Source organism: Curtobacterium ammoniigenes NBRC 101786 (genome assembly GCF_001571045.1).
GTDB lineage: Bacteria > Actinomycetota > Actinomycetes > Actinomycetales > Microbacteriaceae > Curtobacterium > Curtobacterium ammoniigenes.
Map to the genome: position 1 here is coordinate 313,963 of NZ_BCSV01000003.1, position 21,641 is coordinate 335,603.

A 21,641-nucleotide genomic window follows, 5' to 3' on the forward strand; every position below is an offset into this window, starting at 1 on the left:
GTCGGGTGGCCCTGTCCCTGCGTCTCCCTGTCAGAATCAAGGCATGAGCGAGTTCGACGATGTGCCGATGCTTGCTGCATCGATGGGCATCGATCCGATGGGCGCGCGCCGGTTGGCGATCGAGCTCGAGCCTGGCCGCTCCCTGTCGGTCGTCAAGTGGGGTGCCCCCGAACCCCGAGCACGGGTTGTGTTTCTCCCTGGGGTCGGGCTCGACGCCAGGTCCTTCGATGCGACGGCGCTCGCACTCGGCTGGTCGGCGGTGGCCGTCGACTTGCCCGGACACGGGCACTCGGGATGGCTCCACGACGGCGACTACGCGGCGGAACGCGTCGCACCCGACGTCCTCCGGGCCATCGAGCACGTCGCACGCGAGCCGATCGTTCTCGTCGGCCACTCGCTCGGCGCGATGGTCGCCACGCGCGTCGCAGCGCTCGCTCCGGAGCGCATCGCCGCGCTCCTCCTCGTCGACATGACACCGGACTTCCCCGACCGGGCGGTCGCACAAATCGTCCGCGCGCTCGGTGACGAGCCGCGGTTCGCGGATGCCGACGCGTATGTCTCCCACGCTCGCGAGCACCGTCGCTTGGAGCCCGAGCCGATGCTCCGGCGTGAGGCCGCGCACAGCTTCGAGCAGCCCCGCGGCGAGTCCACGATGCGCCGCCGCCACCACTTCCCGCATCGCGCCACCGGTATCACCCCGACACTCGGTCGATTCGCCGACCGGTGGCCCGATCTGGAGGCGGTGCGCGCGCCCGTCACGCTCGTCCGGGCCGACCGCGGGTACGTCTCCCCCGGGCTCGCGGCCAGGTTCCAGCGGCGACTCCCGCACGCGATGGTCGTCACGCTCCCGGGCACGCATGCGCTGCAGCTCAGCGCTCCGGTCGAACTTGCCGGCGTGATCGCTCACTCGGGTCGCTGATCGTCATCCCGCGGGGAAACGTCCGTTCGCACCGGTACGCTCGTCGGGCGCCCCGGCATACCCGCCGATCCGGGCCTCGGAAAGGATCACCCATGCGTCCCCTCCGCCGTACGTTTGCGGCTGCCGCAGCCGTCGCTGTGAGCGCCGCGTTGACGCTCGCCGGCTGCTCGGGCAGCGCGCCATCATCGTCGGCGTCGGCCAGCAAGAACGCGACCGTTCGCGTCGGCCTTGTCCTCGAGCCGACGAGCCTCGACATTCGCACACAGGCCGGTGCCGCGCTCGACCAGGTGCTCATCGACAACGTGTACCAGGGCCTCGTCGGGCGCACGCCGACCGAGGGCATCCGAGACGTGCTCGCCAAGAGCCACTCGGTCAGCGCTGATGGGCTGACCTACACGTTCACCCTGCGATCCGGGCTGCACTTCAGCAATGGCGACCCGCTGAACGCCGCAGACGCCGTCTGGTCGCTTAACGACTTCCGGTCGCACGCGGCGACCTACATCAACGGCGCCGATCTCAGCAGCGTCAGTGGAATCACTGCGCCCGATCCGACGACGGTCGTGATCACGCTGAGCAAGCCCGACTCGGATCTGCTCTTCGCGCTGAGCGGCCGAGCGGGGCTCATCCTGGATCAGAAGGCGACGAACAACCGGGCGACGAGCGCGATCGGCTCCGGTCCGTATGACCTCGCGAGCTGGAAGCAGGGCGACAGTCTGACCTTCACACGCAACACCGACTACTGGGGTTCACAGGCGAAGGTCGCGAAGGTCGTCTTCCAATACATCACCGACCCGTCGACCGAGGTCGCCGCGATGGCGAACGGGCAGCTCGACGTCGCCACCAACATCGACGCGACGCTCAAAGGTCAGCTGCAGGGTGTCTCGGGAGTCACCCTGAAGACCGGCCGGACCACCGACAAGTACACGCTGGCCTTCAACAACAGGGTCGCGCCGCTGAACGACGTGCGCGTTCGGACGGCGCTTCGCGAGGCGATCGACGCCAAGGCGCTCATCGCCGCGGTCGGCGGCGCCGGCGTCGTCCAGGGCGGTCCGATCCCGGCGCTCGACCCGGGGTATCAGAATCTCGACGCGATCGACGCATATAACCCGACGCACGCGAAGCAGCTGCTCGCGCAAGCCGGTGCGAGCGGACTGCACCTCACGCTCACCTACCCGAACATCTACCCGACGACCTACGGCGACATTCTGACGTCCGAGCTCGCGAAGGTCGGCGTGCACTTGACGGTCAATCGCATCGATTTCGCGACCTGGCTGACGCAGGTGTTCCAGAAGCACGACTATCAGCTGAGCCTCGTCGACCACAACGAGGCGCGGGACTTCGGAAACTGGGCGAATCCGGACTATTACTTCGGGTACGACAACCCCACGGTGCAGGCGCTCTACGCGCAGTCGCTGCAGGCGACCACCACCGCGCAGAAGGACGCCGACCTTGCGAAGGCAGCGAAGATCGTCAGCACCGATGCGGCGGCCGACTGGCTGTTCACGGCGACGAACATCACCGCCATCCGTGACGGCATCACCGGGTTCCCCACCGACTCGACGAGCGCCCGCCTCGACCTGACGAACCTGCAGTCCAAGTGACCCGCATGGTCGGCCCTGCCGTCGCGGGTTCCGTAGCATTGAGCGCGTGATCCGATTCCTCGTCGGCAGGATCGTCCTGCTCGCGATCGGTCTGCTCGTCGCGAGCATGATCATCTTCGCGGTATTGCGGATCCTCCCCGGCGATGTCGCACAGGTCGTCGCGGGCACACAATCGAGCCCGGCGCAGGTCGCCGCGATTCGGCACCAGCTCGGCCTCGACCAGCCGGCGTTCGCCCAATACGGCGCGTGGATCGGCGGGGTCCTGCACGGAAATCTCGGCCGCTCGCTCGTCACCCAGTCCCCCGTCGCGCCGCAGATCGCGCAGAAGCTCGCGGTGACCCTGCCGCTGGCGGGCATGTCGCTCCTGTTCGCGCTGCTCATCGGCCTGCCGCTCGGCGTCGCCGCGGCTGTGCTCCGCCGCCGAGCGGGGGGCGTCGTCATCTCGGTCCTCGCGCAGGTCGTCGCCGGCGTACCGATCGTGTGGGCGGGCCTGCTGCTCGTCGCCGTCTTCGCGGTATCGCTCCACCTTCTGCCCACGCAGGGCTTTCCGATCGACGGCTGGGCAGAACCCGGCCTCGCAGTCCGGTCGCTCCTGCTCCCGGCGCTCACGATCGGCGCCGTCGAAGGCGCGGTGATCCTCCGCTTCACCCGCTCCGCGACGCTTTCCGTCATGGACGCCGACCACATTCGGACGGCCGCGGCCACTGGTCTCAGCCGAACCGGGGCCCTCGTGCGACACGGCCTGCCGCACGTCGCGCTCACCGTGCTCGCAGTACTCGGGGTGCAGATCGCCGGGCTCCTCGTCGGGGCGGTGATCGTCGAGCAGGTCTTCTCGCTGCCGGGGATCGGACGCATGCTCGTGACCGATGTCGGGCGTCGCGACCTCACGAAGGTGCAGTCGGAACTCCTCGTCCTCACCGGGCTCGTCATCGTCGTCGGATTCGCGGTCGATGTCGCGCACCGACTCCTCGACCCGCGACTCCGGGAGGCACGGGCATGAGCTTCGTCCGGCGCCTCCTTGGTCGACCGACCGGCCTCATTGCGGTCGTGGTCCTGTCGCTCCTGCTGCTCGCTGCGATCGTCTCCGTGTTCTGGACTCCCGAGAACCCGTTCGCGACCGATCCGTTCCACGCCTGGGCCCCGCCGAGCCTGGAGCACCCGTTCGGAACCGACAACGTCGGCCGTGATATCGCCAGCTACGTGCTCGCCGGCAGCCGGACCACGATCGTCGTCGCGCTGGGCTCGGGGCTCGTCGCGACTGCCATCGGCGCGGTGCTCACCGCACTCGGAGCCATCACACCGCGCTGGTCGCGCGAGGGCATGGCGGTCCTCCTCGACATCCTCATCGCGTTTCCGACGCTTCTGACCGCGATGCTCCTCGCTGCAGTGCTCGGCGGTTCGCTGGCGATCGTCGTCGTGTCCGTGGGGGTCAGCTTCGGGGTGACGATCGCGCGCGTCGCACGAAGCGAGGTGCGCCGGATCCTCCGCAGCGACTACGTGACGGCTGCACGCGCCGCGGGAACCGGTCCGTTCGGCGTGCTGGTCCGCCATGTCGCGCCGAACGCGGCACCGCTCTTCACCGTGCAGCTTTCGCTCGCGATGGCGAGCGCCGTTCTCGCCGAAGCCGGACTGTCGTACCTCGGGTACGGCGCTCGTCCCTCCACAGCGTCCTGGGGTTCCCTGCTCGCGGACCTGCAGACCTACATCGGGGTGCATCCCTGGAGCGCGATCTGGCCCGGCGCGGCGATCACGGTCGTCGTCGTCGCGCTGTCGCTCCTCGGCGACGCGATCCGCGACGCCGCGGATCCACGGCTCCGCGATGCCGACGCCCCGTCCGGCCCGAGCGACGGTCGGACCGATCCTGTCGCGCTCGCCGCCGTTGCAAGCGGTCTGGAGGCCCGATGACCGCCCCGGCGCCGCGCCGCGACCTGCGCGTGCGCGATCTCCGTGTGCAGATCGGCGACCGACGCATTCTCGACGGGGTGTCGCTCGACGTGCCGAGTGGGGAGCGCCTCGGCGTCATCGGAGCGTCCGGCTCGGGGAAGTCGATGCTCGCGCTGGCGCTGCTCGGGTTGACGCCGTCCGGCGCCGAGGTTCGCGGCAGCATTCGGCTCGGTGCCACGGAGCTCGTCGGCCAGCCCGATCGCGAGCGAGCCCGCTCGCGCGGCTCCGGACTGGGCATCGTGTTCCAAGAGCCAGGTACGGCGCTCGACCCGCTTCGGCGCGTCGGCGCGCAAATCGTCGAACCCCTCCGCCGGTCCGGCGCGTCCAGGACGGATGCGCGTGCCGGGGCCATCCGTCTCGCGGCGAGCGTCGGACTTCCCGAGCCCGGGCGGCTCCTCCGGCAGTATCCGCATCAGCTCTCGGGCGGCCAGCGGCAGCGCATCTGCATCGCCATCGCACTCGCAGGCGATCCTGACGTGATCGTCGCCGACGAGCCGACGACGGCGCTCGATGTCACGACGCAGGCCCGTATTCTCGAGCGGTTCCAGACGGCGACCGCGGAGCGTGGGCAGGGCCTCCTCTTCGTGACGCACGACCTGGCCGTCCTCGCGCAGGTCGCAGACACGGCGGTCGTGTTGGACCGCGGACAGGTCGTCGAGACAGGACCGGTCACGCGCCTCCTGACCGCGCCCCAGCACCGCGCGACCGCCGCGCTCGTGGAGGCCGCGCGTGCGACCGCGAGAATGGTTCGGACATGAGCGACCCAGCGCCCGAAACACGCCCCGCGGATGCCGGTTCGTCCGCTCCGGTCGCGCTCGAGGTCCGAGGGCTCGGACTGACCTACCGGCTCCCCCGCCGCGGACCGTTCGAGCCAGGCGCGTCGCTTCCTGCGCTGCAGGGCGTCGATCTCGCGGTTCCCAGGGGGGCACGGTTCGGCATCGTCGGCGAGTCCGGCTCGGGGAAGTCGACGCTGATCCGCCTGCTCGCCGGTCTCGAGCGTCCGACGACCGGCACAGTGACCGTCGGCGGGCGACCCGTGGATGCGGGCGCGGGCGCCGGGCGGCTGCGGTGGTTCCGGCGGATCACCGGCCTCGTGCTGCAGGACCCCTACGCGTCGCTGGATCCGCGCATGCGCGTTGGAAGCATCGTGGCGGAGCCACTGCGGTCCCTCCGTGTCCGCGGCGACCACGACGCGCTCGTCGCGGACGCACTGCGGCGCGTCGACCTTCCCGCCGATGCGGCGTCGCGGTTCCCGCACGCGTTCTCGGGCGGCCAGCGCCAACGCATCGCGATCGCCCGCGCGATCGTGCACGGCCCGTCGATCCTGTTCGGCGATGAGCCCATGAGCGCGCTCGACGTCGTTGTCCGAGCCCGGATCATCGAGGTGCTGCAGACTCTCGCGGACGACCTCGGTCTCACGCTCGTGCTCGTCTCGCACGACATCGGCGTCGTGCAGCGGCTCTGCGACCACGTCGCGGTGCTCGACGCGGGCCGGATCGTCGATGCCGGCCCCATCGGCCTGCTCGATGCGAGTGAGCATCCGATCACGCGGGCGCTCGTCGACGCGGCGCCGACCCTTCCATCGCCGCCAGACGGTCGCTGACCGGCCGCAGCAGATCCTGCCCGCTCAGGCTTCCCACGCAGGTGGGTGCCGTCGGGCCCAGTGCATTCGACGTTCGAGCTGCGCGCCGAACGCGAGCAGGGTTGCTTCCGCTCCTGGCCGGCCGATGCAGTGGACGCCCATGGGCAGGCCTACGCTGCTCGGATCGGTCTCTGGCACCGCGGTATCGACGGTCCCGACGGGCAGCGTGAGTGCCGGAAGTCCCGCCACGTTGCACATCGACGTCCACGGCGAATATCGGCACTGATCGGCGAAGTTGCGTTCCGGGTCGTCGGAGTACCAGCCGAGTGGTCGCGGCGGGAGCGCGAGCGTGGGCGTCAGCACGATGTCGAATGGGGAGAACCGGTCGATCAGCGCGGTCGAGAAGGCGTCGAGGCCTGCCATCGCATCGAGAACGTCGAGCCCGGTCAGCGCCCGCCCTCGCTCGATGAGCCACCCGGTCAGCGGCTCCACCTTGTCGAGGTCGACGGCAGGGATCTCGGGGATCCGAGCCGCGGACGCCTGCCAGGCGGTACGGAACCACCGTGCGTATTCGACGCGGGGCATGCGCACGTCCTCGACGGCGTGACCGACGGCGACGGCTGCACGCACCGCCGCGTCGACGGCAGCGCGGGCACTCGGGTCGACGCGGATATCGACCGCGTCGTCCCACGGTGATCCCTCCAGCACCCCAATGCGGAAGCGTCCCTCGCCGCGAATCGCGGCGGCGAGGAACCGCGCGGCCTCACCCGAGCCGGTCGCGCCGTCCGGGTCGGGCGTGACGAGGGCGAACGGCTGCCGCGCTGCCGCACCGGTCGGCGCGACCAGGCCGTCGAGGATCATCCCCGCATCCGCAACGGTTCGCGTGATCGGTCCGGCGACGACGAGGCCGCCGAGCCCGCCCCGGCCGGGCATCGCCGGCACGCGCCCGCGCGACGGCTTCAGCCCGACGAGCCCGCACGCGGCCGCGGGGATCCGGACCGACCCACCGCCGTCCGAGCCGACCGCTGCCGGGAGCAGTCCCGCCGCGACCGCCGCGGCCGATCCGCCGGACGATCCGCCCGGACTCCTGTCGGTGTCCCATGGGTTCCGCGTCGGCGACGCGAGCAGCGGCTCGGTGGTCGAGTTCAGGCCGAATTCCGGCGTGGCGACTTTGCCGAGGCTGACGGTGCCGAGGTCATCGAGCGCCTGCACGAGCGGATGATCGACACGCGCGGGCTCGGCGGACGTCGCGCGCGATCCGGAGCGTGTCGGTACGCCCCTCCGGTCGTAGAGATCCTTGTCCGCGGTCGGGAGCCCCCACAGCATGCGCGTCCGCGGAACGTCGTCTGGCAAGCCGCGCGCCCGGTCACGAGCGCGCTCCCCCGTGACCGTCACGAAGGCACCGATTGACCCATCGATCCGCGCGATGCGGTCCAGGTAGTGCTCGGCGAGTTCAAGCGGCGTGACCGTGCCGCGATGGATCCAGTCCCACTGCTCCTGCGCGGACAGATGGTGCAGTTCGAACGCCATGTCAGCGGTTCCGCGCGACACGTCGCACCTGGAGGCGCATGGTCACCGTTCCGAGCCAACGGTCGTACTTGAACCCCACGTGCGCCATGCGTCCGATCTCCTGGAACCCGAGCGATGCATGCAGCCGGATCGATGCCTCCGCGGCACGGTCCGCGATCACAGCGATCACCTCGCGGACCCCAGCGGATCTGCACTCGTCGATCAGCGCCTCCATGAGGGCCCGTCCGAGTCCTTTTCCGCCGGCCGCCGCCCGGAGGTAGATCGAGTCCTCGACGACCCGGTTGCCGCGATCGCGGGGGTTCCAGGGCTCGACGAGCGCGTAGCCGAGCACCTGTCCGGACGGGCTGGTGGCGACGAGGAACGGGAGCGCGCGTCGACGGATCTCGTCGTACCGCCGTTTCCACGCCGCGACCGAGAAGACCGATCCGTCGAAGGTGACCGACGAGTTGCGCACGTAGTGGGCGTGGATCTCCCGGATGTCAGGGAGGTCGCTCGGCTCCGCAGCGCGGATCGCATAGGCGAAGGCCGCCTCCGCCTGGACCGGCGGCCGAAGATGCCGCGGGAGGACCCGGCGCTGCTGGTATTCCTCTTCGAGCACGACCCGACCCTACGCGGACGGATGCGGAATCGGCGCCAGGCGCGAGGAATCACTCCGTGAGCGACCAGTCGACGGGTTCGGCACCCTGGTCGTGGAGCAGCGCGTTCGCCCGCGAGAACGGCCGACTGCCGAAGAAACCGCGAGCCGCCGAGAGCGGGCTCGGGTGCGCGGACTCGACGATCGGTGTCGGGCCGAGCAGACGCTTCACGGTGCCGGCCTGTGCGCCCCACAGCACCGCGACAAGCGGGCGCTCTCGAGCCACGAGCGCGCGAACGGCCTGTTCCGTGACGCGCTCCCAACCCCGGTCTCGATGCGACGCGGGGGCACCGACACCCACGGTGAGCACACGGTTCAGCAGCAGCACGCCCTGGTCGGCCCATCGGCGGAGATCGCCGTGTCCGGGCGTGGGGATACCGAGATCGTCCCGCAGCTCGCGGTAGATGTTCTGCAGGCTGCGGGGAATCGGCCGGACGGCAGGATCGACCGCGAACGAGAGTCCGATCGCGTGCCCCGGCGTCGGGTATGGATCCTGACCGACGATGAGGACACGGACCGCGTCGAACGGGTACTCGAAGGCGCGCAGCACCGACGGTCCGGGCGGAAGGTACGGGCGACCCGCCGCCACCTCGGCACGCAGCCAGTCGCCGAGCCGGTGGATCTCGGGCTCGACGGGCGCGAGCGCCCGAGCCCACCCCGGGTCGATGAGCCGGTCGAGCGACTGGGGCATCGGTCAGCCGCCCATGGTCGCGACGCGGACGAATCCGTCCTCGTCGTCGGAGCCGACCACACGCCACACGCTGCCGGTCCCCAGGACGTCGAGCGCGCCGTCGCCGACCACCAGCGCGGTGTCCTCGTCGATCGCGAGACCGGCGGGCACGAACCCCGCTTCGGTCGCCGCGATGAGCCGGGCCAGCGTCCCGGACTGCACGGCGTGGACGTCCACCGTGAGGTCGACAAGTCCGAGCCCCTCGACGATCTCGACCTCGTCGAGTCCCTCGGCGCTCTCCTCCGGGCACACCGGCACTCCGCCGATCCGCCATCCGCCGACGAGCGCACGATCCGCCGCGATTGCAGCGCCGGCGGAATAGCCGAGGTAGGGCAATCCGTCAGCGACGAGGAGCCGGATCTGATCGACGAGCGGAGCGGTGGTCTCGATGTATTCGGGCGTGCGCCCCCCGGCGACAACGAGCGCGTCGATGTCGCTGAGCACAGCGGTGGCGAAGGGAGTACCGGCTGTCGTCGTCGTGGTCACGATCTCGACGGCGCCGCCGGCTCGGATCGCGTCGGCGAGACCCGAGGAGACATCCGTGTCGGCGGTCGGGCCGACCGCCAGCAGGGCGATGCGTGGCGTTGCACGGCGGACGGATGCCGCCCGCCGGATCGCCTCTGCGACGAAGCGCCCGGTGATCGGCGCTCCGATCTCGGATCCGCCGCCCACAAGGTGAATGCTCACAGACCAACCGTAACGGGCGCGAGCGCGCTCCACGGGAAAGTGATCCAGCCGTCGACGCGCCGCCACACGAAGTCCGGCTCGAGGATCGTGCCGGGCTTGGCGTACAGACACGCCGTTCGAACGTCCGCACCGGCCTGACGCACCAGATCGACGACGAGCGCCAGCGTTCGCCCACTGTCAGAGACGTCGTCGACGATGAGCACGCGCTTGTCCCGCAGGCTCGGAGCGTCGAGCGCGGGAGCCAAGATGATCGGCTGGTCGCCGCGTCGCTCGACGTCGCTGTAGAACTCCACGTTGATCGACCCGCACTGCTTCGCGTCGAGCGCGTAGGCGACCGCTCCGGCGATGATCAATCCGCCGCGCGCCACGGCGACCACGACATCGGGGTCGAAGCCGGAGTCGGCGACGTCCTGCGCGAGGATCCGGGCTGCGTCGCCGAACTCGAGCCAGCCCAGCCGCTCGGGCCCAGTGAGGACCTGAACGGGGACCGCATCGTCCGGGTCGGAGTCATCCGGCTGGAGCGCCGGCTCATGCACGCTGTTCGGCATCCGACAACGGTAGCGGTCAAGCGGCCCGAGCGGGAGAGCGAGGATCAATCAATCTCGGGGCTGCAGCGGTCGGCGGACGAGCTTGTGCTGCGCCGCCTGCGCGACCGGACGGATCGTGACGAGATCGAGGTTCACGTGTGCCGGCAGCTCCACCGCGTGCACGATCGCCGCGGCGACGTCATCGGCGACGAGCGGCTCATCGACGCCCTCATACACGGCGTCCGCCTTCTCCTGATCGCCACCGAATCGCACGAGCGCGAACTCGCCGGTGCGCACCAGTCCCGGAGCGATCTCCACGACCCGGATCGGCTCACCCGCGAGCTCGAGACGGAGCGCCGCGACGAGCGCGTGCTCGGCGAACTTCGCGGCGTTGTAGCCGCCGCCGTTCTCATACGCGACATGACCCGCCGTCGACGTGACCGTCACGATGTCTGCACCACCGCGACCCCGTGCGGCCGTTCGGAGCACCGGGAGCATCGCTGCAATCATCTGCTTGGTGCCGATCACGTTCGTCTCGAACATCGCTCGCCAGTCGTCGACCGATGCGTCCTCGACACTTGCGGACCCGAGCGCCCCGCCGGCGTTGTTCACGAGCACGTCCGCCCCGCCGAGTGCCCGAGCACGATCCGCCACGGCCTGCACGTCGGAGGGCACGGTGACGTCCGCGCGGAGCACGTCGGCTCCGGTCTCGGCGGCGAGCGCTGCAAGACGCTCCTGTCGACGCGCGACGGCGAGCACCTCCCAGCCGTGGTCGCGGAACAGGCGAACGGTTGCGGCGCCGATCCCCGAGCTCGCTCCGGTCACCACTGCGCGGCGTGTACTCATGGGTGAGGTCCTCTCCGTCGATTGGTCGCGGTTCGCACAGCAACGGTACTGGAGGCTCTCCGTGCCATCTCGGGAACCGCACCGGTGGACGAGCCGGTGACGCGCCTCCCGCCCGTGTTACACAGATTGACACCGCCACTCGCGTCATCGCTCGGACCTTCGTAGCGTGAACCGAGCGCGACGGTGCGGCCGTCGCCGCCGAACGCCGAACCCGGACAGGAGACGCCACATGAGCGCAGAGGATGCCGCCGCTTGGCGGTTCGAGACCACCCAGATCCACGCGGGCGCAGCGCCCGACCCGACGACGGGCGCGCGGGCGACGCCGATCTACAAGACGACGTCGTACGTGTTCGAGAACGCGGACCACGCTCGCGACCTGTTCGCGCTCGCGCGTCCGGGCAACATCTATTCGCGCATCATGAACCCGACGAACGATGTCGTCGAGCAGCGCGTCGCAGCGCTCGAGGGCGGGACCGCGGCATTGCTCGTGGCATCCGGGCAGGCCGCTGAGACGTACGCGGTGCTCAACATCGCGAGCGCGGGCGACCACATCGTCGCGTCGTCGTCGATCTACGGCGGCACTTACAACCTGTTCAAGTACACGCTCGCGAAGCTCGGCATCGAGACCACGTTCGTCGAGGACCAGGACGATGCGGACGAGTGGCGGCGCGCGATTCGTCCGAACACCAAGCTGTTCTTCGGCGAGACGATCGGCAACCCGCGCGTCAACGTCCTCGACATCGAGAAGGTCTCGTCGATCGCGCACGAGGCGGGCGTCCCGCTCATCGTCGACAACACGATCGCGACGCCGTACCTGATTCGTCCGTTCGAGCACGGCGCCGACATCGTGGTGCACTCGGCGACGAAGTTCCTCGGGGGGCACGGCACCGTCGTCGCCGGCGTGATCGTCGATGGTGGCCGCTTCCGCTGGTCCGACTACCCGGAGCGATTCACCGAGCTGAACACGCCGGACCCGTCGTACAACGGCGTGGTGTTCACGCAGGCGGTCGGCGACCCCATCGCGTACATCATCAAGGCGCGCGTGCAGCTGCTCCGTGACCTCGGCGCCTCCGTCTCGCCGGACACCGCGTTCACCCTGTTGCAGGGCATCGAGACGCTCTCGCTGCGGATCGAACGGCACGTGCAGAACGCGCAGGCAATCGCCGAGTGGCTCGACGGCCACCCCGATGTCGCCACGGTCGCGTACGCCGGGCTGCCCTCGAGCCCCTGGTTCGGAGCGGCGTCCAAGTACGCGCCGCGCGGCGTCGGCGCAGTCCTCTCGTTCGAGCTGAAGGGCGGTGTCGACGCGGGGCGGGCGCTGGTCGACAACCTTTCCCTCTTCAGCCACCTCGCCAACATCGGCGACGTCCGCTCGCTCGTCATCCACCCGGCCTCGACGACGCACTCGCAGCTGACGCCCGAGCAGCAGCTCACGTCCGGCGTCACGCCGGGCCTCGTCCGACTGTCCGTCGGACTGGAGAACGTCGAGGACCTCAAGGCCGACCTCGAGCGCGGCCTCGAGGCCGCACGCGCAACCGCAGCAGCACAGCGGGCCTGACCGGACCGTTTCTGGAGGCGCGGCGCGGCTGTAACACGCACCGCGCCTCCAGACAGAATGGATCGCGATGGACTGGCAGACGACCCCCGAGGACTCCGTTCCGTCGCGCCTGGTGCCCGGCGCTGCGATGCGGGCGGAGCTGCCCGGGGCTATCGGAAAGCCGCCGGTCACGGGTGCGTGGCGGCCGGGCGATCCGCCCGGAAACCGCCGATTCGCGTCGATCGGTGACGTCGAGGTTCGCGGTGGGACGCTTCCCGCGGTGCGGGTCGCCTACGAGACGTGGGGCACGCTTGCACCGGACGGATCGAACGCGGTCCTCGTTCTGCACGCTCTGACCGGCGATTCGCACGTCACCGGCGCCGCGGGTCCTGGGCATCGAACCGCCGGGTGGTGGAGCGATGTCGTCGGGCCGGGCCTTGCCGTCGACACCGACCGCTGGTTCGTGGTCGCGCCGAACATGCTCGGCGGCTGCCAGGGAACGACAGGCCCGTCATCGGTGTCTCCCGACGGTCTCGAGTGGGGGTCCCGATTCCCGTTCGTCACGGTCCGCGATCAGGTCCGGGTGCAGGCCGCACTCGCTGACGCGCTCGGCATCGAACGGTTCGCCGCCGTGATCGGGGGGTCGATGGGCGGCATGCATGCGCTGGAGTTCGCGACCACGTATGCGGAGCGTGTCGAGCGCCTCGCGGTGCTGTGTGCCCCCGCGCGAACGACCGCCGACCAGATCGCCGCGAACTCACTGCAACGCGCGGCGATCCAGATGGATCCCGGATGGATGGGCGGCGACTACTTCGAGGCGGACGCGGGCGACGGACCCCATCGCGGGCTCGCGCTCGCGAGGCGCATGGCGCTCCTCACATATCGCGCATCGGAGGAGCTCAACGCGCGGTTTGCCCGGTCGTGGCAGAGCGAGGTCTCGCCGCTCGGCGATGACGGCCGGTTCTCCGTCGAGAGCTATCTCGACTTCCACGGGAACAAGTTCACGCGCAGGTTCGACGCTGCGAGCTACATCGCGCTCACGCACGCGATGGACTCGCACGACATCGGTGCCGACCGTGGCGGCGTGGAGGCGGCGCTCGCCCGAGTCACTGCGCGCACGCTCGTCGTGGGGGTGCGGACCGACCGGCTGTTCCCTCCGGAGGATCAGCATGCGATCGCTCGAGCCGTGCCGAACACGCTCGACGGCGACGCGGCCGTCATCGTCGACAGCGAGTTCGGGCACGACGGATTTCTCATCGAGTCCGACGCTGTGGGCGCACACTTGCGACGCTTACTCGAATAACGATTCCGACGCGACCCGGATCGTCGAAGCAGTCGGTATCCCAAAAGCGGCTCCCGACGTGACAGGATGAATCCAGAGTGACAGTTCTGACGGTTGCTCTTGTTGCCATCGCAGACGAGCAGGACCACGGTGGATCTCATCGCGCAAGAACGAGACCGGCTTCTCCGGTCGAGCACGCGCGTCATCGGCGTGAGTTGCGCGCTGGTCACCGCACTCGCGGCGGTCACCGCGCTCGTTGAGCCCCCCTCGGCGCTCGCGATCGGACTCGGATCGATCGGCGTGATGGTCGCCGCGCTCGTCATCCTCGGCTGGAACGCGGCCTGGTATTGGACGGCGCTCGCCGCGGCGGCGGGCGTGACCGCGCTCGCCGTCCTCACCCTCTCGGTTCACGGCACGACGAACCGGTATGTGATCGCGTCCGCAGTCGTGCCGTTGGCTGCGGGCGGCATCGCCGCCCTGCTGATGCCGCAGCGTGGACACCCGGTGCTCATGGCAGCCGTGATCGCGTGCGGAGCCGCGTCGGTCGGGCTGGTCGCGTGGACGTGCGGGACGATCGACGCATTCCCGGTGGGGGCGGTCGTTCTCGGGTGGGCGCTCATCGCGACGACGGCCGCATGGATCGCGAGAGCGGTTCCGCGGGTCGCGCGCAGGATCTTCGCGATCGGCAACGCTCACCGGGCGGAGCGGGCGGCGAGCGAACGGGAGGCGCAGCGCAGGCAGGGTGCCCGCCTGCTGCACGACACGGTGCTTGCGACGCTGACGCTCCTCGCCCATGCCGGCGTCGGTGTGAGCGAGGAAGCGATGCGCGAGCAGGCCGCCGAAGACGCGCGCCTGCTGCGACACCTTCGACTCGGTGCCACACCGCAGCCCACCCAGTCGGGCGACTATTCCCTGACGCGCGTGGAAGACACGCCCCTCGGGCAGACGCTCGAGTCGGTCAAACAGCGATTCGGACGCATGGGGCTCGAGGTGAGCTGGCATGGCACCGGCCAGGTGCTGCTTCCGTCGCACGTCCTCGACGCGTTCCTACTCGCCCTGGCCGAGTGCCTCGAGAACGTCCGCCGCCACGCCGGCGTGGGCGAGGCGCACGTCACGATCGTCCATGACGAGTCCACCGTTCGCGCGATGGTGACGGACGCGGGCATCGGATTCGATCTCGAGGGCATCGGCTCGGAGCGGCTCGGGTTCAAGGAGAGCGTCGTGAACCGGCTGCGCGAGGTGGGCGGCGACGCGCGTCTCTTCTCCGCGCCCGGCTCCGGCACCACAGTGGTCTTGGAGGCGCCACGATGACCACGCCAGAGGACACGATCGGACGGACCCTGCAGGGCGAGGAGCGCCGCGTCCCGCAGACGCGGCGGGAGGCGCGCACCGCCTACCGCGCGGCGGAGCGTCGCCAGGCGCGAGGGCTTCCGTTCTCATCGACGGGCGCCCGGTCGCTCCGGCAGGCCGCGCAGCCGGGCGGCTCACTCGGCACGGGCTACCTCGCGATCGGCGCAGCGTGGCTCCTCGCGACCGAAGCGTCGCTCGCAATCGTGTTCTTCCTCGTGCATTGGCCGCTGTACGTGGACCCGTGGGCTCCTGCAGCGGCATGGGTGCTGTTCCTCGTCGCCGGAGCGGGCGTGCTCGCGACGATCATGCGCTACGGCGAGCGGCTCACAGGGCCGGTGTTCGCGCTCATCTGCCTTGTGCTGGCCTGCGTGGTCGCCCTCGACTTCATCGGCGTGTGGCCGGAGCACCAGATCACGCACACCGCGTCGGCTTCCGTCTCTGCAGCGTTCGCGCTGGTCCCGATCACCACGCTCCGGCCCGCACGGGAGATCATCGTCGCGGTTGCGGTCCTCGGGGGCGCGTTCGTGGCGATGGCGGTGCTCTCGACGCCGCTGACGCCGGTGACGCTTCCGGGTGTCGTCGCGCTCGTGTCGCTCGTGGTGTTGCCGCCCACGGTGGCGACCTTCGTCGTGCATCGCTTCCGACAGTTCGTCCAGCGGGAGTTGGATCGCACCCTCGTGCAGAGCACGGTCAACGCCCCCCAGTACGCGGTCGGCATGCTCGCGTCGGACGAACTCACCCGGCTCGATCTCGCCGCGGAGAAGCTGCTCGACGCGGTGGCGAACGGAACGGATCCGCTTCCACTCTCCGCAGCCTCCGCGTCGATCGCGGCGTCCCTAGCAACAGAGCTGCGCCTCCATCTCATCGAAGGACGCCGGGAGACCTGGCTCCACCATGCCATCACCGAGTCCGATCATCTCGGTCGCGCCGTGAGCGTCGCCGATCCGGCGGGCCTCGCCGGACATCTGACGGCACCGCAGCGGGACGGTCTCCTGCAGGCGATCTGGCAGATGGTCGGAGACGCGAAGATCGGGCAGCACGGTGGCGCGCTCGTGGAGGTGACCTTCGGACCGGTGGGCGCGGCGGGACACCCGGTGTCCGATGACACGATGGACGTGCCGATCGTGCTCGATTCCCGCGGTGTTCCCCGCCGGAGGCTCGGCGCTGCGGCGTGGCAGGCGCTCCAGCAGATCGGTCCGTATACCGACACCGTGCGGGACGGCGTCCTGCACGTCGTCGTGCACTGCGTCGTCGATCGACATCCCGCCATGTGACCTCCGCGCGCTCGACGGCCCAACGCGAACCGCGCAGCGGTGGGCCGGAACGACCCGCGTGGCGCACGGCCACGAACGACCCGCGCGGCTGCCCTCCATGGGTGATCCGCACGGCTAGTCTTGGGGTGACCCCCCAGAAAGGTGCCACGGCATGGCTGACAACGACGCTCCCATCCGGCTCGCGCTCGTGGACGATCACCGCATGCTTCTCGGCGCGCTGACGGAATGGATCCGGAGCGCCGCGATGGACATCCGGATGGTGCTCGCTGTCACGACGTGGCCCGAGCTGCTCACGAGTCCGGAGTTTCCGGTCGATGTCGTCCTCCTCGATCTCGACCTGAAGGACGGGATCCCGGTATCGCTGAAGATCTCGACGCTGAAGACGGCGGGCGTGAAGACCGTGGTCATGAGCACCTACTCGGAGCCGAATGTCGTTCGCGAAGCGCTCGGCGCGGGTGCGCTCGGATACCTCGTGAAGAGCGAGGACGCCGACATGATCGTCGAGGCGATTCGGGCCGCACGCCGGGGCGAGCAGTACATCTCCGCTGAGCTCGACCTTGCGATCAACTCCGGAGACGTCGGCGGAGTTCCGAAGCTGAGCGCGCAGGAACGCCGCGTGATGGCGCTCTACGGCGGCGGCGAGCCGGTGAAGAGCGTGGCGTATCAGCTCGGCATCTCCGAGGAGACGGCGAAGTCGTACCTCAAACGGATCCGCGAGAAGTACCGGGTCGCCGGCTATGACGTCGGCACGAAGGTCGCACTTCGGAAGCGGGCGATCGCCGACGGGATTCTTATCCAGGACGACTCGCCGCAGCTCATGTGAGCAGCACGCTCCTAGACCGTCGGAACGGGTGCGGTGATGCTTCCCGTTGTCGACGTGCGCTGCACTGCCGCGCGTGAACGCCGTTCGACCGTGTAGCTGACCACCGCGATTCCGACGCCGAGCACCGCGAGGCCGACGCCGATGACCGCTGGCGACCGATAACCGAGGCCCGCGGCGATGGCCGCGCCGCCGAGGAACGCCCCGAGCGAGTTCCCGAGATTGAATGCCGAGTGGTTGAGCGCGGCCCCGATCGTGTGCGCATGACCGGCGACATCCATGAGCCGCGACTGCACGGCGGGACCGATCATGGACGACGTCAGGCCGAGCACGAACGCAGCGATGAAGATCCCGATGCCGGTTGGTGCGAGCACGACGACCAGGATGAGCGATACCATCAGGGCCCCGAGCCCGAGGAAGATCGTTTGCCGCACGTCGCGGTCGGCAAGGATCCCGCCGGTGACATTGCCGATGGTCATACCGACGCCGACCGCGACGAGCACCAGCGGCACACTGGCCGCGCTGAGCCCCGCGACATGCACCACGAGCGGGGAAATATACGAGTAGACAGCGAAGAAGCCGCCGAACCCGATCGCGCCGAGCCCCATGACGATCCACACCTGGGTCCGGCCGAACGCTTGGAGTTCGCGCCGGATCGACGCGCCCTCCGGCGCAGGGCGATGCGGAACGAGCGCGAGCACGGCGAAAAATGTCAACGCGAACAGGGCTGCGACGAGCAGGTACGCGAGGCGCCACGACGCGTGCTGACCCACCCATGTGACGCCGGGAACCCCGACGACGTTGGCGATCGTGAGACCGGCGAGCACCATCGCGACCCCTTTCCCGCGACTGCCGGGGCCCATGATCTCGGCCGCGACGATCGACGCGACACCGAAGTACGCCCCGTGCGGGAGCCCAGCGACGAACCGCGCGACGAGAACGAGTCCGAACGTGGGGAGGACCGCGCTGGCCACCGTGGCCAGGGTGAACGCGACGAGGAGCATCAGGAGCAGGCGCTTCCGCGGCAGCCGGGCGGAGGTTGCTGCGATTGTGGGCGCGCCGACGACCACACCGAGGGCGTAGGCACTGACGAGCCAGCCGGCATGTGCGATCCCTGCCTGCGGGTCCGCGGCGTACTGGGTATGCAACAGCGCCGCAGCGATGTTCGGGAGCAGCCCCATCGCGACGAACTCGGTTGTGCCGATTGCGAAGCCGCCGAGTGCGAGCGCAAGAAGAGCGAGGCGGCGGCGGCCAGGGCTGAGAGGAGGCATCGGAGTCCCACGAGAAGACGGAGGCGCCGCACGATCGGTGCGGCGCAGAAGGACGGCATCATCGCCTGGTACGTATCGAATCGATACGATTCGGTCTCGCAAGTGTAGCGACCCAACCGCCGGCAGTCGAGAGTGGCGCGCGATGCGGAGCGCGCAACCAGCGCCAGGATGAGCCCGCTCAGTGACAGCGGTCAGTGACGGGCGTCAGTCTCAGGCGTCGATGACAGCCGGGCACTGGCGGACGTCAGGCAGCTTCCGTGCTCCGCGGTCGAAGCTGGCTCCCACGCGAAGCGCGCTCGTCTGCGTGCGGAAGCGGCGCCCCGGTCGCGTCATCACGCCAGACCCAGCCGTGTTCGCATTCCGTGCAGGTCGCCCAGCCGAAGCCGTCTGCGCCGACTTCGACGATCGCCGACGCGCTGTCGCAGTCGGGGCACCATCCGTCGAACGCAAGCGGTTGCGGACGATCGGATGGGGTGAACGATGATCGGGTGCTCCCTGCCATGGCTCAAGCACACACCCACCCGCCGACATTCGCGGGAGACGCGCCGTGGGCCACGAGCATGCAACCGGACCGTCCGCGCGGGACGCTCAGTCGTCAGCTCCGAGCGCGCGGAGCGCCGAGTCCAACCGTTCGATCTTGCCCTCGAGCTCCCCCGTCCGGCCCGGTCTGATATCAGCCTTGAGGACGAGTGACACGCGCGTGCCGAACGGCAGGACAGCCTCCGTCGCGTCCTTCACGACCGCCATCACCGCGTCCCACTCCCCCTCGATCTCGGTGAACATCGAGGAGGTGCGGTTCGGCAGGCCGGACGCCCGCACGACGCGGACCGCCGCAGCGACGGCATCGTGGACCGAGGCATCATCGTTGGCCGACCGGCCGCCCGACGGTGCGAGGCTGAACGCGACGATCATGCGTCCATCGTGCCAGCAGTCCGATCCTTCGGACTCAGCGATGCGGGAGCCGTGTCCGCGGCATGAGCCGACTCGCGGGCCGAGGTCGGAGCCGTCCGATACCGAGCCATCCGGACCAGTTCGACGAGCGCTCCGACGAGCATGATCGCCTCCAGAACGTTGCGCGCCGACAGCACCAGGAGGATCGCCGGCGCCGTGCCGAGGACCGCACCGTAGAACCACGGGTAGATCAGCTGCGTCAGCAGGGCAGTCGCGAGCGCGAGCACCGCCGGCAGCCGGAAGCGGAGCGCGCTCTCGCGACCACTGATCAAGCCCCAGACGATCGGAACGGCGAGCCACCCGACGTACTGCGGTGAGCCGACCTTGTTCGCGACGATGAGGGTCAGCACGAGCGCCAGAGCCGCAACTGGCGCGATGCGTTCGGTCGCGAACCGACGTCGTACCGCGATCGTCGTCAGAACGACGATCAGCGCGACGAGCGCGATCATGAGCGGCGTAGAGACATTCGCGGCGTACCCGGTGCCGTGGCCCTCGACCTCGTAGGCGAGGATCGTGTGGTCGTAGAACACTCGCTCCGTCGGCAGGTGGAGTGCGGCCGCCCACATGAACGGCGTCGCCAGCGCGGACTCGATCTGGAGGCCCCGACCGGCCTGCTTGCTGACGAACGACAGCAGGTATGCCCCACCGCCGAGGACCAGGTCGATCGCCACGACGACTGCGGTCACGGTGACCGCCCCGATGATCACGCCGAGTCGGTGCCGCGCGCGAACGAGCAACGCAGCGACGAGCGCCGCGGGCCAAACCTTGACCCAGGCTCCGATCGTGAACAGCGCCGACGCCACCGCGGGTCGTGCCGTGGCGAACACCACGCCGACCATCGCCACCGCCGTCGCGACTGCATCGATCCTGCCGATCCCGATCGGACCGAGCAGCAGGAGGAACGCGAGCCACCACCAGACGACCCGAACGCCCAGGGCGCGCGATCGCCAGAGGAGCAGCATGGCGACCCCATCGAGGACGGTCATCAGCACGAGCCAGCTCAGCGTGAAATGGGCGATTCCGCCGATCGAGGCGATGAGCATCGGCAGCACGGCCACGATCGGGTACACCGAGGGTTCCGAAAGACCGATCCACGTGCCGGAGGTGCGCCCGGCCTCCATCCACTGCCGGTACAGGATCGAGACGTCGCCGACGGGCAGGTTCGGCGCGATCGCGGCGAACGCAACGAGCACCAGGTGGACGAAAGCGAATGCGGAGCCCGCGAGAAAGCGCTCCTGTCGTGGCCTGAGCCCCCGTGATACGACCTGCACCGGATGAGCGTATCGGGCGGCGGTTCAGACGCCTCGATTGCGCTCCACAAGCGCACGGATCACCGTGGGAATCTGCTCTGCGAGAGCGGTGATCGTGAACGGGCCGCCCTGCGACGCACGGACCGCAGCCGTCCCGTGGATCACCGCAGCGGCTGCGGCGAGATGCGCGAGGTCGGCCGGCACCAGCGAGCCCACGGCGGCGCGCGCGGCGACGAGCGCACCGAGGACACCGCCGAGCGCATCGCCCGCGCCGGCGGTCGCGAGCCACGGCGTCGCCGACGAGCAGACGAATCGATGTGCTCCGCCGGGGTCGACGACGAACGTGTTCCGCCCCTTGAGCAGCACGGTGCTCCCGGTCTGCTCGGCGGCGCGGAGCGCTGCGCTGAGCGGATCCGCGGCGACGGCGTCCCGACCGATGCCGAGCAGCTTCGCCAGTTCGCCCGCGTGCGGCGTCAGGATGCCCCGAGCTTCGGTCCGGACCACGCCGAGCGCGCCCGCGTCGACGATCACCGGGGTCCCGTCCTCGCGCGCGCGATCGAAGCCCTCGCGCGTGGTGTCGTCCAGCTGATCCGGGTTGGTCCCGGAACCGACGAGCCACGCCTGCACCCGCCCAATGCCCTGCACGACCTCTGGGCGGCGCGCCAGGACCAGGTCCCCCGCCCGAGGCGGACCGACGTAGCGCACCATGCCGAGGCCGGTGTGCAGCGCGGCGTCGACGCCGATGACGGCGGCCCCCGGGTAGGCGGTCGACCCGGTCACGACGCCGAGCACGCCTCTGCCGTATTTGTCGGTGTCCTCGCCGGGAGGGGTTACCCACGGGCGGGCGTCGTCGATCGAGAAAGGCTGCGCATCGCTCACCGTTCCGAGCCTAGAGTCAGCCCGCTC

Annotated in this window: 21 protein-coding genes; 11 read left to right on the forward strand and 10 right to left on the reverse strand. The window is 69.8% G+C overall.

Annotation, left to right across the window (positions count from 1 at the left end):
• Positions 1-43: 43 nt before the first annotated feature.
• From CAM01S_RS08455 to CAM01S_RS08480, 6 genes are all read left to right on the forward strand, one after another.
• Positions 44-919, forward strand: a complete 876-nt coding sequence (locus tag CAM01S_RS08455; protein ID WP_066519521.1) for an alpha/beta fold hydrolase — start codon at positions 44-46, stop codon at positions 917-919.
• Positions 920-1,011: 92 nt separating this feature from the next.
• Positions 1,012-2,520 (forward strand): ABC transporter substrate-binding protein, encoded by a 1,509-nt coding sequence (locus tag CAM01S_RS08460; RefSeq protein ID WP_066519526.1) that lies wholly within the window; start codon positions 1,012-1,014, stop codon positions 2,518-2,520.
• A gap of 46 nt (positions 2,521-2,566) precedes the next feature.
• Positions 2,567-3,520 carry an ABC transporter permease gene (locus CAM01S_RS08465; RefSeq protein WP_066519533.1) on the forward strand — a complete coding sequence of 318 codons (954 nt, stop codon included), beginning with the start codon at positions 2,567-2,569 and terminating at the stop codon, positions 3,518-3,520.
• Complete coding sequence (locus tag CAM01S_RS08470) at positions 3,517-4,425, forward strand: ABC transporter permease (RefSeq protein ID WP_066519537.1); 909 nt, start codon at positions 3,517-3,519, stop codon at positions 4,423-4,425. The genes CAM01S_RS08465 and CAM01S_RS08470 overlap by 4 nt, the downstream gene beginning before the upstream one ends.
• On the forward strand, positions 4,422-5,222 hold the full coding sequence (locus CAM01S_RS08475) for an ABC transporter ATP-binding protein (RefSeq protein WP_066519540.1): 801 nt from the start codon (positions 4,422-4,424) through the stop codon (positions 5,220-5,222). The genes CAM01S_RS08470 and CAM01S_RS08475 overlap by 4 nt, the downstream gene beginning before the upstream one ends.
• Positions 5,219-6,067 (forward strand): ABC transporter ATP-binding protein, encoded by an 849-nt coding sequence (locus CAM01S_RS08480; RefSeq protein ID WP_083527875.1) that lies wholly within the window; start codon positions 5,219-5,221, stop codon positions 6,065-6,067. The genes CAM01S_RS08475 and CAM01S_RS08480 overlap by 4 nt, the downstream gene beginning before the upstream one ends.
• Positions 6,068-6,091: 24 nt before the next feature.
• Here the strand turns inward: CAM01S_RS08480 and CAM01S_RS08485 are convergent, their stop codons facing one another.
• Genes CAM01S_RS08485 through CAM01S_RS08510 form a run of 6 tightly spaced genes read right to left on the reverse strand, consistent with a single transcriptional unit; the run spans position 6,092 to position 11,000 of the window.
• The gene (locus CAM01S_RS08485) at positions 6,092-7,576 is read right to left on the reverse strand and encodes an amidase (protein WP_066519543.1); all 1,485 of its coding nucleotides are present in this window, start codon (positions 7,574-7,576) and stop codon (positions 6,092-6,094) included.
• 1 nt (position 7,577) lies between these two features.
• The gene (locus tag CAM01S_RS08490) at positions 7,578-8,174 is read right to left on the reverse strand and encodes a GNAT family N-acetyltransferase (protein WP_066519546.1); all 597 of its coding nucleotides are present in this window, start codon (positions 8,172-8,174) and stop codon (positions 7,578-7,580) included.
• A 49-nt stretch (positions 8,175-8,223) separates the two neighbouring features.
• Positions 8,224-8,901, reverse strand: coding sequence for a uracil-DNA glycosylase (locus CAM01S_RS08495; protein ID WP_066519548.1), 678 nt, complete (start codon positions 8,899-8,901; stop codon positions 8,224-8,226).
• Positions 8,902-8,904: 3 nt separating this feature from the next.
• Entirely contained in the window at positions 8,905-9,627 is a 723-nt protein-coding gene (locus CAM01S_RS08500; RefSeq protein WP_066519550.1) for a Type 1 glutamine amidotransferase-like domain-containing protein, read from the reverse strand.
• Positions 9,624-10,175, reverse strand: coding sequence for a phosphoribosyltransferase (locus CAM01S_RS08505; RefSeq protein WP_083527903.1), 552 nt, complete (start codon positions 10,173-10,175; stop codon positions 9,624-9,626). Before CAM01S_RS08505 ends, CAM01S_RS08500 begins: the two co-directional genes overlap by 4 nt.
• 48 nt (positions 10,176-10,223) lie before the next feature.
• Entirely contained in the window at positions 10,224-11,000 is a 777-nt protein-coding gene (locus CAM01S_RS08510) for an SDR family oxidoreductase (protein WP_066519556.1), read from the reverse strand.
• Between the two features lie 229 nt (positions 11,001-11,229).
• Between CAM01S_RS08510 and CAM01S_RS08515 the strand changes: the two genes are divergently transcribed.
• From CAM01S_RS08515 to CAM01S_RS08535, 5 genes are all read left to right on the forward strand, one after another.
• Positions 11,230-12,558: a bifunctional o-acetylhomoserine/o-acetylserine sulfhydrylase gene (locus tag CAM01S_RS08515; protein WP_066519558.1), complete on the forward strand. Its 1,329-nt coding sequence runs from the start codon at positions 11,230-11,232 to the stop codon at positions 12,556-12,558.
• Positions 12,559-12,625: 67 nt separating this feature from the next.
• Positions 12,626-13,840, forward strand: a complete 1,215-nt coding sequence (gene metX / locus CAM01S_RS08520; protein WP_066519560.1) for a homoserine O-acetyltransferase MetX — start codon at positions 12,626-12,628, stop codon at positions 13,838-13,840.
• A gap of 129 nt (positions 13,841-13,969) precedes the next feature.
• Positions 13,970-15,130 carry a sensor histidine kinase gene (locus tag CAM01S_RS08525; protein ID WP_066519563.1) on the forward strand — a complete coding sequence of 387 codons (1,161 nt, stop codon included), beginning with the start codon at positions 13,970-13,972 and terminating at the stop codon, positions 15,128-15,130.
• Positions 15,127-16,443, forward strand: a complete 1,317-nt coding sequence (locus CAM01S_RS08530; protein WP_066519566.1) for a hypothetical protein — start codon at positions 15,127-15,129, stop codon at positions 16,441-16,443. The genes CAM01S_RS08525 and CAM01S_RS08530 overlap by 4 nt, the downstream gene beginning before the upstream one ends.
• Before the next feature lie 151 nt (positions 16,444-16,594).
• Complete coding sequence (locus CAM01S_RS08535) at positions 16,595-17,266, forward strand: response regulator transcription factor (RefSeq protein ID WP_066519576.1); 672 nt, start codon at positions 16,595-16,597, stop codon at positions 17,264-17,266.
• Positions 17,267-17,277: 11 nt separating this feature from the next.
• Here the strand turns inward: CAM01S_RS08535 and CAM01S_RS08540 are convergent, their stop codons facing one another.
• The 4 genes from CAM01S_RS08540 to CAM01S_RS08560 form a co-directional block, all read right to left on the reverse strand.
• Positions 17,278-18,534, reverse strand: a complete 1,257-nt coding sequence (locus CAM01S_RS08540; protein WP_066519580.1) for an MFS transporter — start codon at positions 18,532-18,534, stop codon at positions 17,278-17,280.
• A gap of 588 nt (positions 18,535-19,122) precedes the next feature.
• Entirely contained in the window at positions 19,123-19,446 is a 324-nt protein-coding gene (locus CAM01S_RS08550) for a thiamine-binding protein (protein ID WP_066519593.1), read from the reverse strand.
• Positions 19,443-20,756: a glycosyltransferase 87 family protein gene (locus tag CAM01S_RS08555; protein ID WP_066519597.1), complete on the reverse strand. Its 1,314-nt coding sequence runs from the start codon at positions 20,754-20,756 to the stop codon at positions 19,443-19,445. The genes CAM01S_RS08550 and CAM01S_RS08555 overlap by 4 nt, the downstream gene beginning before the upstream one ends.
• Positions 20,757-20,780: 24 nt before the next feature.
• Complete coding sequence (locus tag CAM01S_RS08560) at positions 20,781-21,614, reverse strand: ADP-dependent NAD(P)H-hydrate dehydratase (protein WP_083527876.1); 834 nt, start codon at positions 21,612-21,614, stop codon at positions 20,781-20,783.
• Positions 21,615-21,641 lie beyond the last annotated feature (27 nt).

Bases quoted from the DNA above. Each gene is read 5' to 3' on its own strand.
- CAM01S_RS08480 (WP_083527875.1), top strand. From the start codon at position 5,219: ATGAGCGACCCAGCGCCCGAAACACGCCCCGCGGATGCCGGTTCGTCC.
- CAM01S_RS08535 (WP_066519576.1), top strand. From the start codon at position 16,595: ATGGCTGACAACGACGCTCCCATCCGGCTCGCGCTCGTGGACGATCAC.
- CAM01S_RS08540 (WP_066519580.1), bottom strand. From the start codon at position 18,534: ATGCCTCCTCTCAGCCCTGGCCGCCGCCGCCTCGCTCTTCTTGCGCTC.
- CAM01S_RS08530 (WP_066519566.1), top strand. From the start codon at position 15,127: ATGACCACGCCAGAGGACACGATCGGACGGACCCTGCAGGGCGAGGAG.
- CAM01S_RS08455 (WP_066519521.1), top strand. From the start codon at position 44: ATGAGCGAGTTCGACGATGTGCCGATGCTTGCTGCATCGATGGGCATC.
- CAM01S_RS08485 (WP_066519543.1), bottom strand. From the start codon at position 7,576: ATGGCGTTCGAACTGCACCATCTGTCCGCGCAGGAGCAGTGGGACTGG.
- metX (WP_066519560.1), top strand. From the start codon at position 12,626: ATGGACTGGCAGACGACCCCCGAGGACTCCGTTCCGTCGCGCCTGGTG.
- CAM01S_RS08495 (WP_066519548.1), bottom strand. From the start codon at position 8,901: ATGCCCCAGTCGCTCGACCGGCTCATCGACCCGGGGTGGGCTCGGGCG.
- CAM01S_RS08505 (WP_083527903.1), bottom strand. From the start codon at position 10,175: ATGCCGAACAGCGTGCATGAGCCGGCGCTCCAGCCGGATGACTCCGAC.
- CAM01S_RS08510 (WP_066519556.1), bottom strand. From the start codon at position 11,000: ATGAGTACACGCCGCGCAGTGGTGACCGGAGCGAGCTCGGGGATCGGC.
- CAM01S_RS08475 (WP_066519540.1), top strand. From the start codon at position 4,422: ATGACCGCCCCGGCGCCGCGCCGCGACCTGCGCGTGCGCGATCTCCGT.
- CAM01S_RS08460 (WP_066519526.1), top strand. From the start codon at position 1,012: ATGCGTCCCCTCCGCCGTACGTTTGCGGCTGCCGCAGCCGTCGCTGTG.
- CAM01S_RS08515 (WP_066519558.1), top strand. From the start codon at position 11,230: ATGAGCGCAGAGGATGCCGCCGCTTGGCGGTTCGAGACCACCCAGATC.
- CAM01S_RS08470 (WP_066519537.1), top strand. From the start codon at position 3,517: ATGAGCTTCGTCCGGCGCCTCCTTGGTCGACCGACCGGCCTCATTGCG.
- CAM01S_RS08550 (WP_066519593.1), bottom strand. From the start codon at position 19,446: ATGATCGTCGCGTTCAGCCTCGCACCGTCGGGCGGCCGGTCGGCCAAC.